Consider the following 14,812-nt stretch of genomic DNA (forward strand, 5'->3'; position numbering starts at 1 on the left):
ATATTAAATTTCCTTAAAAAATACGCCCGGGTAGGGCAAGCGCATTTATACTATTAAATTTAACAGAATTTATTCTTGATTCCGTTTTATGAGCACATTATTCGATAAAGTGATTATTTTTTAAGACTAATGGGAATGTTGCATATGGGTATTGGGTTCATTTTGTGGGAGTTAGCGCGATGTCTTCTTTGGTAAATTGTAAAAACCTCCCGTTTTCGCCCCTCAAAATCTTCAGCCGATTTCCCTTCTTCTGCTGCTTTCATGGCCCATTCCAATTCTGGGTAAGAGGCGCCAATTTGATCTTCGTCGCTACGGCTGTCTCCATATAAGCCATCGGTAGGTAGTGCTTCTATAATTTCCTGGGTCACTCCTAAAAATTTTGCGATTTCATAGACCTCTGTCTTCATAAGGTCGGCAATTGGGCTTAGGTCTACACCTCCGTCTCCGTACTTGGTATAAAATCCTACTCCAAAATCTTCTACTTTGTTTCCCGTTCCTGCTACAAGATAGCTATGCAAACCTGCAAAATAATAGAGCGTAGACATTCTTAACCTCGCCCTGGTATTTGCCAGGCTAAGTTCTAATGTTTCAGAAGCTTCAGCCTCTGGGACAACCTGTTTAAAATTCTCGAATACCGAACTTAGGTTAACTTCCAGGTTGCTCACGTTGGCATAGTGGGTTTTTAACCAGCTAATATGTTGTTGTGCTCGGGTTACCTGATTCTTATGCTGGTGAATAGGCATTTCAATACAAAGCGTACGCAAACCGGTTTTGGCACAAAGCGCTGAAGTTACAGCAGAGTCAATGCCTCCGCTAATACCAATTACAAAACCATGCATTCCGGCATTGGTAGCGTAATCTTTTAACCAGTTAACTATGTGGTTTACCACTTTTTCAGTTTGCATAATTTTGGGTGATTAAATTTGTAAATAATACCTTTGCACACAAATCTACCATTTAAACATAATTATTAAAAGGCCACGGCGTTAAAGCCTTCATAAAGATCCCTTATGATTAGAAAAATAATTTTTTTATGTTTTATGTTCGCCTTTGTTTCCTGTAATGAGGAAAGCAGAATTGAAAAAGAGATTGCAAAGGTGCCGGTAGATTTTGAAGTGGTAAGGTTTGATGAAAAGTTTGCTGAAACCGATCCTGAAAAACTTATGGATTTAAAACAGGAATATCCTTTTTTGTTTCCGCGGCAATTTTCAGATAGTGTTTGGATAGCAAAATTGAACGATACTATTCAGCAGGAAATAAATAAGGAAGTTGGTGAAGCTTTTACTTCTTTTAAAAATAAAAAAGCAGAACTCTACAGTCTTTTTCAGCATGTAAAGTATTATTTTCCAAAATTTAAAGCACCAAAAGTGTTTACAGTGACTTCTGAAGTTGACTATAAAAATAAAGTAATTCTTCAGGAGAATTATTTATTCATTTCCCTGGATACGTATTTAGGGAAAGACCATCATTTTTATATTGGAATTCAGGAGTATTTAAAAAAGAATTTTAACAAGGAACAAATACTTCCGGATGTTGCCAACGCATATGCCGAAAAATATGTAAAAAGACCCAGGTCAAGAACTTTTCTAGCGCATATGGTGTACTACGGAAAACTTTTATATTTAAAAGATAAGTTTATTCCTGAAGTAACTGATGCAGAAAAAATAGGCTATACTGAAGATGAACATACCTGGGCGAAAAATAATGAGGCGCAAATATGGCGGTATTATGTAGAAAATGAGTTGCTTTTTGATACAGATACCGAATTGTATTCACGGTTTTTGTATCCAGCACCTTTTTCAAAGTTTTATCTACAATTAGATGCCGATTCTCCGGCAAAGCTGGGGCAATATATAGGCTGGCAAATTGTAAGAAGTTATATGGAAAAAGCCAACGCATCTTTACAGGAAATGATTGAAACAGATGCCGAAACAATATTTAATAAAGCGAATTTTAAACCAAGAAAGTAATGTCAGCATATAAAAAGTCAGAAATAAATATAGAGGTGGTTACCGATGAAAATCGTGTACCGGAAGAGATTAGCTGGAGTGCCGAAGATGGAAATGTTTATAAAGAAGAGGCTAAGGCTTTAATGCTCTCTGTATGGGATAGTAAAGCGCAGGAGACCTTGAGGATAGATCTTTGGACCAAAGATATGCCGGTGGATGAAATGAAAAAGTTCTTTCATCAAACCCTTGTTTCTATGAGCGATACCTTTAATCGTGCTACACAAGACGAGAAAATGACTGCGACTATGAAAGATTTTTGCGATTATTTTGCCGAGAAATTAGAAATTACCAAAAAGTAATTAGTCTAAACCCGGTTTGTACAATATTTATATTGTGGGTAAAGCGATACTAAGTGTTAAATCCTGCTTATTCAGTGGAGAAACTTATTTTTGTATATAACGCGTTTTCCGGAACACATAATGCTGTTCTGGATGCGCTGTATAAAATGGTAAGTCCCAAATCTTCTGCATGTAACCTTTGTAAAGTAACACACGGTGTTTTTTCGGAAAATCCACAATGGAAAAAATACAGGCAGGCTTCAGAAGTGGGGATGAAATTTCTTCATTTAGACGAATTTCAAAAGCAATATGCTTCAAAGTTTGGTTACAAATATACTTTTCCAATAATATTATGGGAAGATGAAGGTGAAATGGGAGTTTTTGTGACTACAGAGGAATTGAAGCAAGTTTATTCAGCCGAAGAGCTGATAGCGATAATTGAAGATCGGCTTAAATTTTAGAAGCCTAATTATTAGCCTTTAATTCATTATTTATAGAATCGATGTATTCCAGAATTTCTTCCTGTCCCAGTTTGGCAGTTGCCGAGCTTATAAAAAACTCTGGCATTTCCTCCCATATTTCTAGCATCTTTTCCTGGTAATTGTTGATGTTTTTCTCAAGAACCTTTGGTTTTAGCTTATCGGCCTTTGTGAAAATAATACAAAATGGAACCTGGTGTTCGCCAAGCCATTGCATAAATTCCATATCTATAGGCTGTGGATCGTGCCTACTGTCTATAAGCACAAAGGCGCAAATTAATTGCTTGCGTTTGTCAAAATATGCAGTGATAAATTTTTGAAAAGTACGCTTTGTAGATTTAGAAACCTTCGCATACCCATAACCCGGTAAATCTACCAAATGCCACTCTTTATTGATTAAAAAATGGTTGATAAGTTGTGTTTTTCCAGGCTTGGCCGAGGTTTTTGCAAGTGCTTTTCTACCTGTAAGCATATTTATTAAAGAAGACTTTCCTACATTACTACGGCCAATAAAAGCGTATTCCGGAAGCTTGCTGTCCGGGCATTTATCTACACGTGTATTGCTTACCACAAATTCGGCCGAATTGATTTTCATTGTAATTCTTTTTGAAAAATGATCTTGTTCAATGTTAGTATTAGCAGCCTTAAACCTAATAAACCTTTATAAATTATATGCCTTAGAAATTCCGGTGTTTTAACCAGTCATGAAGTAGCTCATTAAACAATATGGGGTGTTCCATCATGGCGGCATGGCCACATTTATCTACCCAAAATAAATCGGCATCCGGAAGTAAACGCTGAAAGTCTTCAGCTACTTCAGGTGGGGTTACGTGATCGTCTTTTCCCCAAATAATACAGGTAGGGGTTTTCATTTTTGGTAAATCTTTAGCCATATTGTGCCTTATGGCGCTTTTGGCAATGGCCAGGGTTTTTACCAGTTTATTCCGATCGCTTACGGTTTCGTAAACTTCATCTACTACTTCTTTGGTGGCAACTTCAGGGTCGTAAAAAACATCCTGTGCTTTTTTCTTGATAAATTCATAATCCCCACGACGCGGATAACTCTCGCCCATAGAATTTTCGTAAAGTCCCGAGCTTCCTGTTATTACAAGGGCCTTAACAATTTCTGGGTATAATTTAGTAGCCAATAAAGCAATATGCCCACCAAGCGAGTTGCCTAGAAGTATAACTTTATCGTAACCTTTAAAATCTATAAATTCTTTTAAAAATTTAGCAAAAGTGCCTACGCTGGTCTTAAGTAGGGACATGGAATATAAAGGAAGTTCTGGGATAACAACTTTATAACCATGCTTTGGAAAATATTCGGTAACCCCATCAAAATTACTTAAACCACCCATAAGTCCGTGTAAAATAACTATCGGGGTTCCCTCTCCTTGCTCCAGGTACGTAAACTTTCCCTCTTGCCTTACATTATTTTTCATTGATTGGCTTTGCGTTTCGCAATCGCAAATATAGCGATTTCATTACAAGTATAATCATTTTTAAGAAATACCAAAGTCATTTAGGAAATGCATTTTTATCATCTTTTTTAAAATATTTAACAAGAAAAGTACAATAAAAACCAAGCCTCTGAAACCTAAATGAATAGGTCTACTTGATAGTGTTTCAGCTATATACAGTTGATAAACTTATTAACAAAGTGGTAGAAAGTGGTAAAATGTGGTAATTTTTTCAATATATTTGACTTTGTAAAGTATATAAGTGGTAAATCTCATTGGAACATACGAATGTAAAGCAGATGCCAAGGGCCGGTTAATGGTTCCTTCAGCATTAAAAAAGCAGCTTGCGCCTATGTTGCAGGAGGGTTTTGTGCTAAAACGTTCGGTTTTTCAGCCTTGTTTAGAGTTGTATCCTATGCAGGAGTGGAATGTTCTAATGCAGAAAATTAATGGTTTAAACCGCTTTAAAAAGAAGAATAACGATTTTATAAGAAGGTTTACTGCTGGGGTAAAGATGGTGGAGGTAGATACTAATGGTAGGCTTTTAATACCTAAAGACCTCGTAGGTTTTGCTGGTATCAGTAAGGAGATTGTACTTTCTTCTGCAGTGAATATTGTAGAGATCTGGGATAAAGATAAATATGAAAACACCATTGATGAGGCTTCAGATGATTTCGCTGAACTCGCTGAAGAAGTAATGGGAAATGACGATTTAGATGCAATATCATAATCCGGTTTTATTAAAAGAATCTATAGACGGCCTTAATATTAAGGAGGATGGCGTGTATGTGGATGTTACGTTTGGTGGAGGTGGCCATTCCAGGGAGATTTTAAGTAGGCTCGGGGCTAATGGGAAGCTTTTTGCTTTTGATCAGGATAAAGATGCTTTGCAAAACACTATTGAAGATTCACGTTTTACGCTAATTCATGAGAATTTTAAATATATAAAACGTTTTTTGAGATTTTATGGGGTTAAAAAAGTTGATGGAATTTTAGGTGACTTTGGTGTTTCATCGCATCAATTTAATGAAGCAGAAAGAGGTTTTTCTACTCGTTTTGATGCGCGTTTGGATATGCGTATGAACCAGGGAAGTAAGCTTAGTGCTTTTGAGGTGATTAATGAATATGAAGAAGAACAGCTCAAAAAACTGTTTTATGAGTATGCCGACTTAAAAAATGCGCCAAAACTGGCAAGGCTTATTGTGGAGGCAAGAAAGGAAAAACCTATAGAGAGCAGTGAAGAGCTAAATAACTTGCTGAAACCGCATTTGTTTAAAGGAAAGGAGAATAAAATTCTGGCACAAATATATCAGGCAATTCGAATTGAAGTGAACCAGGAAATTGAGGTTTTAAAAGGTTTTTTAAAGCAAACCGAAGACCTGGTGGTAAAAAATGGGAGGATTAGTCTTATTTCTTATCACTCGTTAGAAGATAGATTGGTGAAAAGGTATATAAGAAGTGGATTGTTTGAGGGTGAGCCTGAAAAAGATTTCTACGGAAATATTTCGGTTCCTTTTAAAAAGGTTGGGGGGCTTATAGTGCCTACGGCTGAAGAAATTAAGGAGAATAATAGAGCCAGAAGTGCTAAGTTGAGAATAGCAAAGAAGTTATAGTTTTTTATAGACTTATAGCGAATTCTAAGAAGGGGGTGAAATTTAGAAAGGAATGAGAGAAGGTTTTTACAACTTACTACGTGCTAATTTTCTTATTAGTAGAGACGCTGTAAATAACTGGCGCTTTATAGTTTTTTGTACACTGCTTGCCATTATTATGATAGCAAGCTCCCATAGTGCTGAACGTAAAGTGCATAAGATAGCTAAACTTCATACAGAGGTAAGGGAGTTGAAAAGTGAATTTGTAGATCGCCGGTCGGCATTAATGCGAATTAAGATGGAATCTACAATTACTCAAAAAATGAAAGATCGCGGAATTGTTCCTTCCGAGAATCCGCCCTATAAAATTAAAGTGAATATTAAGGAGTAGATGGCTACATCAGAAAAAGGCATATTAAATAGATTGTACGTGGTTGCGGCCTGTATGTTCATTTTTGCTATTGGCGTAGGGGTGAAACTACTCGATATCCAGTTTGTGGAAGGGGATTATTACCGAAACCTTGCCGAAGAACGTACTGTTAAAAGCTTTAAAATTCCTGCCAGCCGCGGAAATCTTTATGATACCAATGGAAATCTTTTGGCAACTTCAGTTCCCAAATACGATATAAGGTTTGACGCAGTAACTGTATCAGATAAAAATTTTCAGGAAAATATCGTTCCGTTGTCTAATAATCTTAGCGAAATGTTCGGTAAATCTGCAGCTTATTGGTCGCAGCGTTTAAGGCAGGCAAGGGCTAATGGGCAGCGCTATTTACCAATTGCAAAAAACCTTGGATATTCAGAATATATGAAAGTAAAGAGCTTTCCTATGTTTAACCTGGGGGCTTACAGAGGTGGGATTATTGTAGAGCAAAGAACGGTTAGGGAGCATCCTCTGGGAAAAATGGGGGAAAGAACGGTAGGTTATGAGCGCCAGGACGAAAACGGCTATTTTACCCGTGTGGGGCTGGAAGGTGCTTTTAGCTCTTATTTAAGGGGTACCGATGGTCGTAGGTTAAAGCAAAAAATTGCGAAAGGCCAGTGGAAGCCTATTAGTGATAATAACGAAGTAGAGCCAAAAGATGGTTATGATGTAGTCTCAACCATAGATGTGAATATTCAGGATATTGCCCATCACGCTTTACTAAAACAATTGGAGCACTTTGAAGCCGATCATGGTACCGTTGTGGTGATGGAAACCAAAACCGGAGAGATCAAAGCAATGTCTAATCTTGGGCGTACCGAAGAGGGAACTTATTTTGAGAAGCGAAACTATGCGGTTTACGAGTCTCACGAGCCGGGTTCTACCTTTAAATTAATGGCGCTTACCGCCGCTTTAGAAGATAATGTAATAGATACAAGTTCGGTTATAGATACTGAAAAGGGTGTGGTAAGATATTATGGAAGGCCGGTAAGGGATTCCCGTCGTGGAGGTTATGGAAAGATTTCGGCAGCAAGGGCATTTGAGGTTTCCTCAAATACTGCTTTTACTAAAATGATTACCGAAGGATATAAAAATAACCCCGCTAAATTCGTTGAACGTCTATATGATATGGGGCTTAATGAGAAAATAGGCCTGGATATAAAGGGAGAGGGTTCTCCGAGAATACCACACCCTGATGATAAAAGTTGGAATGGATTGAGCTTGCCATGGATGGCATTTGGGTACGGGGTTTCTTTAACACCTCTACAAACTCTCAACTTTTACAATGCCATAGCCAATAATGGGGAAATGGTAAAACCCAGATTTATAAAAGAAGTAAAAGAATGGGATAAAAGTATTTTAAAGGTAGAGCGAGAGGTTATGAATCCAAGGATTTGTTCGCCTGAAACCGCTAAAAAACTTCAAAAAATAATGAAGCATACCGTAGAGAAAGGTACTGCTACAAATATCTATACCCCCAACTTTTCTATGGCGGGAAAAACAGGTACCTGCCAGGTAGAGTACTGGATAGAGCCGGGGAGGTATATTTCTTCTTTTGCCGGATATTTCCCTGCTGAAGATCCTAAATATTCCTGTATTGTGATTATTCATAAACCAAATAGAAGAATAGGTTATTATGGAAATATAGTGGCAGGCCCTGTATTTAAACAAATTGCCCAAAAAATTTATACCGATACTCCTGTTATGGATACCCTGCCTTCTCTTGAAGTGAAGAATAATAAGGTGATAGACGATTTTGAAGCTTACTATACAAGTTTTGAAAATGAAAAACCGGTAATGCCAGATGTTACGGGGATGCCGGCTATGGATGCTGTTTCTCTTTTAGAGAACCTTGGGCTAAAAGTGAATTTTAATGGGACGGGAAAAGTGAGGTCACAGTCTATATCAGCCGGACAAAAAATAGAAACTAACCAACAAGTAAAACTAAATATAAGTTGAGAGTCTTAAAAGACATATTATATAAAGTAGAAATTGATGCTGTGGTAGGAAATACTTCAGTAACTGTTAATAGCCTGCAATTCGATTCTAGAAAAGTAGCCTTTAATGATGCTTTTGTGGCTATTCGCGGAAGTGTGTCCGATGGGCATAAGTATATAGGGCAGGCAATAGAAAATGGAGCGCTTGCTGTGATTTGTGAAGAATTTCCGAAGCAAATTGTAAACGGAGTTACCTATGTTAAGGTTGAAGATTCCCAGGAAGCTTTAGCTTTTATGGCAGCCAATTATTACGATAACCCTTCAGAAAAATTAAAACTGGTAGGTGTTACAGGAACAAATGGGAAGACTACCATTGCTACGCTTTTATATAATTTGTTTACTAAAGCAGGCTTTAAAGTTGGTTTACTTTCTACTGTAAACGTTATGGTGGCCGAAAAAGCTTTTGATGCGGTAAGGACCACGCCAGACTCTATAACTATAAACGACTATCTAAAGCAAATGAATGATGAAGGTGTTGAGTTTTGCTTTATGGAAGTGAGTTCCCATGGGATAGATCAGCATAGAACAACAGCTTTAGAGTTTGCCGGTGGTATTTTTACAAATTTAAGCCACGATCATTTAGACTATCACAAGAGTTTTGCGGAATACCGCGATGTGAAAAAGCGTTTTTTTGATGAATTGCCGGCTTCAGCATTTGCCTTAACAAATGTAGACGATAAAAACGGGCAGGTAATGCTGCAAAATACAAAAGCACAAAAATATACCTACGCCCTAAAATCTTACGCCGATTATAAAGCGCAAATCCTGGAAAATTCCTTTACCGGATTATTGCTAAAAGTGAACGATCAGGAATTATGGTCGCGCTTAATTGGAAGCTTTAACGCTTATAATGTTTTGGCTATTTATGCTACTGCCGAACTTCTGGGTCTTGAAAATCTGGAAACTCTTAAGATTATAAGTGAGTTAGACGCTGTTAACGGCAGATTTCAATATATCATTTCAGAAAAAGAAAAGATTACGGCAATAGTAGATTATGCCCATACTCCAGATGCTTTAAAAAATGTACTGGAAACTATTAATAGCATTCGCACAAAAAATGAAGAACTTATAACTGTAGTGGGATGCGGGGGAGATCGTGATACCACTAAAAGGCCAAAAATGGGGCATATTGCTTCGGCTTTAAGTACGAAAGTGGTTTTTACCAGCGATAACCCAAGAACGGAAGATCCCGATAAGATTATTGAAGAGGTTGAGGCCGGGGTAGAACCACAGAACTTCAAGAAAATAATGGCGGTAACCAATAGGAAACAGGCTATTAAAACCGCTTGCCAAATGGCAGGAGAAAATGATATCATCCTAATTGCGGGAAAGGGTCACGAGACCTACCAGGAGGTAAATGGAGAGCGCAAAGATTTTGATGATCTTAAGATTGTAACCGAATTTTTAAAACAGCTAAATAAGTAAGCCCAAAATTTACAGGGAACGAGTAATAAAAAAATATGTTATACTACTTATTTCAATATCTAGAAGCAGAATACCAGGTGCCCGGGGCGCGGCTGTTTGAATATATTACGTTTAGATCTGCCATGGCCATTATTCTTTCTTTGGCAATTTCCACCATTTACGGGAAGAGAATTATTGGTTATTTGCTAGCTAAACAAGTTGGGGAGAGCGTTCGTGATTTGGGTTTACGTGGGCAAAGTGAAAAAGCGGGCACCCCTACAATGGGTGGTTTGATTATAATTTTCGCAACTCTTGTTCCGGTTTTACTATTTGCTAAACTTGAAAATATTTATGTAATCCTATTAATTGTTACAACCCTTTGGATGGGGGCAATTGGATTTATAGACGATTATATTAAAACCTTTAAAAAGGATAAGGAAGGCCTGCAGGGTAAGTTTAAAGTATTAGGGCAGGTAGGTTTGGGAATTATTGTTGGTAGTACTTTGTACTTCCATCCTGGCGTTACCGTAAAGGAAGAAGCCAATAAACCTGCACCGCAACAGCAGGAGCTGGTAGATAGTTTTCAAAATATTAGAGAGATGGGGCCTGAACTTAAAACTACAACCACTACTATTCCTTTTGTAAAAAATAACGAATTCGATTATTCCAGCTTAATAAGTTGGATAGATCCTGCCTTAAAGCATTATGCCTGGTTAATATTTATACCCATCGTGATATTTATTGTAACGGCGGTTTCTAATGGTGCTAATTTAACCGATGGAATAGACGGTCTTGCTGCCGGTTCTTCGGCAATAATTGTGCTCACCCTGGGGATTTTTGCCTGGGTTTCGGGAAACATTATTTTCTCTGATTATTTGAACATTATGTACATTCCCAGATCGGGTGAGATGACCATATTTATAAGTGCTTTTGCTGGAGCTCTGGTAGGCTTCCTATGGTACAATACCTATCCGGCCCAGGTTTTTATGGGGGATACCGGGAGCTTGACCATTGGCGGGATTATAGCTGTGCTGGCTGTGGCAACCCGAAAGGAATTATTGATTCCTGTTTTATGCGGAATCTTTTTAATGGAAAACCTGTCGGTAGTATTACAGGTAGCCTGGTTTAAAATTACCAAGCGAAAATTTGGAGAGGGTCGAAGAATTTTCCTGATGTCTCCCTTGCACCACCATTATCAGAAAAAAGGATATCACGAAAGTAAAATAGTGGTGCGTTTCTGGATTATTGGAATTTTCCTGGCCATTGTATCTATAATAACATTAAAAGTAAGATAAGAAATAGTGAAACCTATAACTCAAAATACTCCTAATTCCGGTAAAAGACTGGTGATTCTTGGCGGCGGCGAAAGCGGTGCAGGAACTGCTATTCTTGGAGTGAAAGAAGGTTTTGAGGTTTTTGTTTCAGATAAAGGAAAAATAAAAGAAAAATATAAGTCGGTTTTTAATGAACTAAAGATCGATTGGGAAGAAGAAAAACATACCGAAGCTAAAATTTTAAACGCAGAGGTAGTGATGAAGAGTCCTGGAATTCCTGAAACCGTACCAATGGTAACGCAATTAAGGGAGAAAGGTATTCCGGTAATTTCAGAAATAGAGTTTGCTGCGGCCTTTACTTCAGCTAAAATTATTGGAATTACGGGAAGTAATGGAAAAACCACCACAACCAAATTTGTGCATCATATTTTGAAAAATGCGGGCATAAAAGTGGGAATGGCCGGGAATGTTGGTGACAGTTTTGCCAAACAAGTGGCCGAAACCAATCCCGAATGGTTTGTATTGGAATTAAGCAGCTTTCAATTAGACGGAATTAAGGATTTTAGGCCAGATATTTCGGTACTTACTAACATTACGCCAGATCATTTAGATAGATACGAGTACAAGCTTGAGAACTATGTATTCTCAAAATTTAGAATCTCCGAAAATCAAACCGATGAAGATTTCTTTATCTACGATTTAGACGATGAAATTATTACCGGTTGGTTAGAAAAGAACCCGGTGAAAGCACAAAAATTACCGTTTTCCCTTCAACAAAAAGTAGAAAACGGCTCATATATAGAGAACCAAAATATTATTGTCAATATAAAAAACAACCAATTTAACATGCCAACAACAAAATTAGGTTTGCAGGGTAAACACAATACCAAAAATGCTATGGCCGCGGCCACTGTTTCCCAGCTTTTAAGAATTAGAAAAGAAACCATTAGAGAGAGTATGGAGAGTTTTCAGGGGGTGGAACACCGACTTGAGAAAGTGCTGAAAATTAATAATGTACAGTACATTAATGACTCTAAGGCAACCAATGTTAACGCTACTTTTTACGCCCTCGAAAGTATGGAAAGCGAAACCATTTGGATTGTAGGTGGTGTGGACAAAGGAAATGTTTACGACGATCTTTTGCCTCTTGTGAACGAAAAGGTGAAAGCTATTATCTGCCTGGGAGTAGACAATCAAAAATTAATGCAAAACTTTGGAAATTGTGTAGATACCATAGTGGAAACACAGTCGATGAAAGAAGCCGTAAGAATGGCCTATAGCCTTGCTGAAAAAGGAAATTCGGTATTGCTATCGCCAGCCTGTGCCAGTTTTGATCTTTTTGAGAATTACGAAGATAGGGGAAGGCAGTTTAAAGAGGCAGTTAGAGATCTTTAAAATTAAAGATTTTAGAGCCAGGCTTTCGTCAAGCTGAACTTGTTTCAGCTTCTAGCATGTTTCGATACTAAGATGTTAGATCCTGAATCAAGTTCAGGATGACGTTAAAAAGTTTGACTGAGTAAAAGAGAAATTAAAAAATTAAATGAGCAACATTTTTTCAAATCTTAAAGGCGATAAGGTTATCTGGGCTACGGCCGGACTGTTGGCAATATTTTCGTTTTTGCCGGTCTACAGTGCCAGTAGTAATCTTGCGTATTTATATGGAGATGGAAGTACTTTCCAATATGTGGTAGTGCATTTCTTCCATTTGCTTTTAGGGTTTTGTTTGCTTTTTGCGGTGCATAAAATTCCCTATCATTATTTCCGTGGGCTATCAATATTATTTTTACCCGTTGTGGTTGTACTTCTTATTTATACCATAGCTCAGGGAACTATTATAGATGGTGCTTATGCCAGTAGGTGGATTCAAATTCCGGGCTTAGGTGTTTCATTTCAGTCGTCTACCTTAGCCTCTGTAGTTTTAATGATCTATGTGGCCCGCTACCTATCGAAAAAAACAAATGATAATCTTAGTTTTAAAGAGTCAATTTTACCACTTTGGGTGCCCGTAGGACTGGTATTATTATTAATTTTGCCGGCCAATTTCTCTACAACAGCTATTATTTTCTCTATGGTTTTGGTACTCATGTTTTTAGGTGGGTATCCGGTAAAATACCTTGGAATTATAGTCGCCGCCGGTTTGCTTTTGTTAACGATGTTTGTCTTAACAGCAAAAGCATTTCCGGGACTTTTGCCTAATAGGGTAGATACCTGGGCTAGTAGAATTGAGAATTTTTCTGATGATAAAGATACAGAAGCAGATTATCAAATAGAAAAAGCAAAGATTGCCATTGCCAGTGGAGGTATTGCCGGAACGGGAATTGGAAAAAGTGTACAGAGAAATTTTTTACCGCAATCTTCATCAGATTTTATCTATGCGATTATTGTTGAGGAAATGGGGTTAATTGGGGCATTTGGAGTTATGGGTGCCTATCTATTATTGCTTTTTAGAATTGTAATTGTTGCAACTAAAGCCAATACAGTGTTTGGTAAGTTGCTGGTTATGGGGGTGGGTTTGCCCATTATCTTTCAGGCATTAATAAATATGGGGGTTGCCGTAGAGTTGTTTCCTGTTACGGGACAAACACTACCGCTAATTAGTAGTGGAGGAACCTCTATTTGGATGACGTGTATGGCACTTGGAATTATTTTAAGTGTTAGCGCCAAACGTGAAGAAATAAAAGAGCAGGAAGAAGCTGGAACGGATGTAGATGAAGAAAATCCGTTAGACATTTTAAGTGAGGCGATATAGAGCTAATAGGCTTTAGGAGAAAAGAGGTTTAGATATAGAGATATAAAAAATGAAAAAGGATTTACGTGTAATATTATCTGGAGGTGGCACAGGCGGGCATATTTATCCGGCTATAGCTATTGCCAACGAGATAAAAACACGTTATCCTGATACAGAAATATTGTTTGTAGGTGCAAGTGACAGGATGGAGATGGAAAAGGTGCCGCAAGCAGGTTACAAAATAGAAGGTCTTTGGATTAGTGGTATTCAGCGAAAGTTAACGATGAGTAATTTGATGTTTCCTTTTAAGTTGCTAAGCAGTTTGGCTAAATCCAGAAGAATAATAAAGGAGTTTAAGCCCAATGTGGTGATTGGAACCGGTGGTTTTGCCAGTGGCCCTCTTTTAAAAGTAGCAAGCTCTAAAGGAATTCCAAGTATTATTCAGGAACAGAATTCGTTTCCCGGAATAACCAATAAACTTTTGGCAAAACAAGTAGATAAAATTTGTGCTGCCTATGAAGAAGTGAAACGATTTTTTCCTGCTGAAAAAACCATAATTACCGGTAATCCTGTAAGGCAGGATTTATTGAAGATTGATGCAAATAGGGAAAAGGCACTAAAACATTTTGAACTGGAAAACAATAAAAAAGTAGTGTTGGTGCTAGGCGGAAGTCTGGGTGCAAGAAGAATAAACCAATTGGTGGAAGCCAATTTAGAAAGATTTAAAAAGGAGAATATTCAGTTAATCTGGCAAACGGGCAAGCTGTATTTTGAAGAATATAAAAAGTATGATTCAGGTTTGGTGCAAACGCATATGTTTTTAAATAATATGAACCTGGCCTATGGCGCTGCCGATGTAATTATCTCCAGGGCAGGTGCCGGGACAGTGTCCGAATTAAGTATTGTTGGGAAACCGGTACTTTTTATTCCTTCACCTAATGTAGCCGAAGACCATCAGGCCAAAAATGCACAGGCGGTAGTAAAGAAGAATGCCGCTTTGATGTTGAAGGAAAATGAATTGGATGAAAAGTTTGAAACGGTATTTTTTAGTTTCATGGCTTCTGAAGAGAAGCAAAGAAAGCTAGGTGAAAATATTAAAAAACTGGCTTTGCCAAATGCAACCGCCAGGATTGTAGACGAAATAGAAAAATTGATTAAATAAAAATG

Annotated in this window: 15 protein-coding genes; 12 read left to right on the top strand and 3 right to left on the bottom strand. The window is 37.7% G+C overall.

What is annotated here, in order from left to right; all coding sequences use genetic code 11:
• Window positions 1-113 precede the first annotated feature (113 nt).
• Complete coding sequence (nadE, locus tag GUB10_RS05095; RefSeq protein WP_193710355.1) at window positions 114-905, bottom strand: NAD(+) synthase; 792 nt, start codon at window positions 903-905, stop codon at window positions 114-116.
• A gap of 105 nt (window positions 906-1,010) precedes the next feature.
• Between nadE and gldB the strand changes: the two genes are divergently transcribed.
• The 3 genes from gldB (at window position 1,011) to GUB10_RS05110 (ending at window position 2,748) form a co-directional block, all read left to right on the top strand.
• A complete protein-coding gene (gldB, locus tag GUB10_RS05100) occupies window positions 1,011-1,970 on the top strand; it encodes a gliding motility lipoprotein GldB (protein WP_193710356.1) in 960 nt (319 codons plus the stop codon).
• Complete coding sequence (gldC, locus tag GUB10_RS05105) at window positions 1,970-2,308, top strand: gliding motility protein GldC (RefSeq protein WP_193710357.1); 339 nt, start codon at window positions 1,970-1,972, stop codon at window positions 2,306-2,308. The genes gldB and gldC overlap by 1 nt, the downstream gene beginning before the upstream one ends.
• A 74-nt stretch (window positions 2,309-2,382) precedes the next feature.
• Window positions 2,383-2,748, top strand: a complete 366-nt coding sequence (locus GUB10_RS05110; protein ID WP_193710358.1) for a GTPase — start codon at window positions 2,383-2,385, stop codon at window positions 2,746-2,748.
• A gap of 4 nt (window positions 2,749-2,752) precedes the next feature.
• Here GUB10_RS05110 and yihA read toward each other — a convergent pair whose 3' ends face one another.
• Together yihA and GUB10_RS05120 are read right to left on the bottom strand one after the other, a co-directional pair.
• A complete protein-coding gene (gene yihA / locus GUB10_RS05115; RefSeq protein ID WP_193710359.1) occupies window positions 2,753-3,361 on the bottom strand; it encodes a ribosome biogenesis GTP-binding protein YihA/YsxC in 609 nt (202 codons plus the stop codon).
• 82 nt (window positions 3,362-3,443) lie between these two features.
• Window positions 3,444-4,208, bottom strand: coding sequence for an alpha/beta fold hydrolase (locus GUB10_RS05120; RefSeq protein WP_193710360.1), 765 nt, complete (start codon window positions 4,206-4,208; stop codon window positions 3,444-3,446).
• 280 nt (window positions 4,209-4,488) lie between these two features.
• Here GUB10_RS05120 and mraZ point away from each other — a divergent pair, with 280 nt between their 5' ends.
• The 9 genes from mraZ (at window position 4,489) to murG (ending at window position 14,807) form a co-directional block, all read left to right on the top strand.
• Window positions 4,489-4,956 (top strand): division/cell wall cluster transcriptional repressor MraZ, encoded by a 468-nt coding sequence (gene mraZ / locus GUB10_RS05125; protein ID WP_193710361.1) that lies wholly within the window; start codon window positions 4,489-4,491, stop codon window positions 4,954-4,956.
• Entirely contained in the window at window positions 4,943-5,839 is an 897-nt protein-coding gene (gene rsmH / locus GUB10_RS05130) for a 16S rRNA (cytosine(1402)-N(4))-methyltransferase RsmH (protein ID WP_193710362.1), read from the top strand. Before mraZ ends, rsmH begins: the two co-directional genes overlap by 14 nt.
• Window positions 5,840-5,891: 52 nt before the next feature.
• Window positions 5,892-6,209 (top strand): FtsL-like putative cell division protein, encoded by a 318-nt coding sequence (locus GUB10_RS05135; RefSeq protein WP_193710363.1) that lies wholly within the window; start codon window positions 5,892-5,894, stop codon window positions 6,207-6,209.
• Window positions 6,210-8,201 carry a penicillin-binding protein gene (locus GUB10_RS05140; RefSeq protein ID WP_193710364.1) on the top strand — a complete coding sequence of 664 codons (1,992 nt, stop codon included), beginning with the start codon at window positions 6,210-6,212 and terminating at the stop codon, window positions 8,199-8,201.
• On the top strand, window positions 8,198-9,664 hold the full coding sequence (locus tag GUB10_RS05145; protein ID WP_193710365.1) for a UDP-N-acetylmuramoyl-L-alanyl-D-glutamate--2,6-diaminopimelate ligase: 1,467 nt from the start codon (window positions 8,198-8,200) through the stop codon (window positions 9,662-9,664). Before GUB10_RS05140 ends, GUB10_RS05145 begins: the two co-directional genes overlap by 4 nt.
• Before the next feature lie 35 nt (window positions 9,665-9,699).
• A complete protein-coding gene (gene mraY, locus GUB10_RS05150) occupies window positions 9,700-10,938 on the top strand; it encodes a phospho-N-acetylmuramoyl-pentapeptide-transferase (RefSeq protein ID WP_193710366.1) in 1,239 nt (412 codons plus the stop codon).
• A 6-nt stretch (window positions 10,939-10,944) separates the two neighbouring features.
• Window positions 10,945-12,312: a UDP-N-acetylmuramoyl-L-alanine--D-glutamate ligase gene (murD, locus tag GUB10_RS05155; RefSeq protein WP_370591071.1), complete on the top strand. Its 1,368-nt coding sequence runs from the start codon at window positions 10,945-10,947 to the stop codon at window positions 12,310-12,312.
• Window positions 12,313-12,457: 145 nt separating this feature from the next.
• Window positions 12,458-13,666: an FtsW/RodA/SpoVE family cell cycle protein gene (locus GUB10_RS05160; RefSeq protein WP_193710367.1), complete on the top strand. Its 1,209-nt coding sequence runs from the start codon at window positions 12,458-12,460 to the stop codon at window positions 13,664-13,666.
• 49 nt (window positions 13,667-13,715) lie between these two features.
• Window positions 13,716-14,807 carry an undecaprenyldiphospho-muramoylpentapeptide beta-N-acetylglucosaminyltransferase gene (gene murG, locus GUB10_RS05165; RefSeq protein ID WP_193710368.1) on the top strand — a complete coding sequence of 364 codons (1,092 nt, stop codon included), beginning with the start codon at window positions 13,716-13,718 and terminating at the stop codon, window positions 14,805-14,807.
• Window positions 14,808-14,812 lie beyond the last annotated feature (5 nt).

The organism is Salegentibacter sp. BLCTC (assembly GCF_015143665.1).
Classification (GTDB): domain Bacteria; phylum Bacteroidota; class Bacteroidia; order Flavobacteriales; family Flavobacteriaceae; genus Salegentibacter; species Salegentibacter maritimus.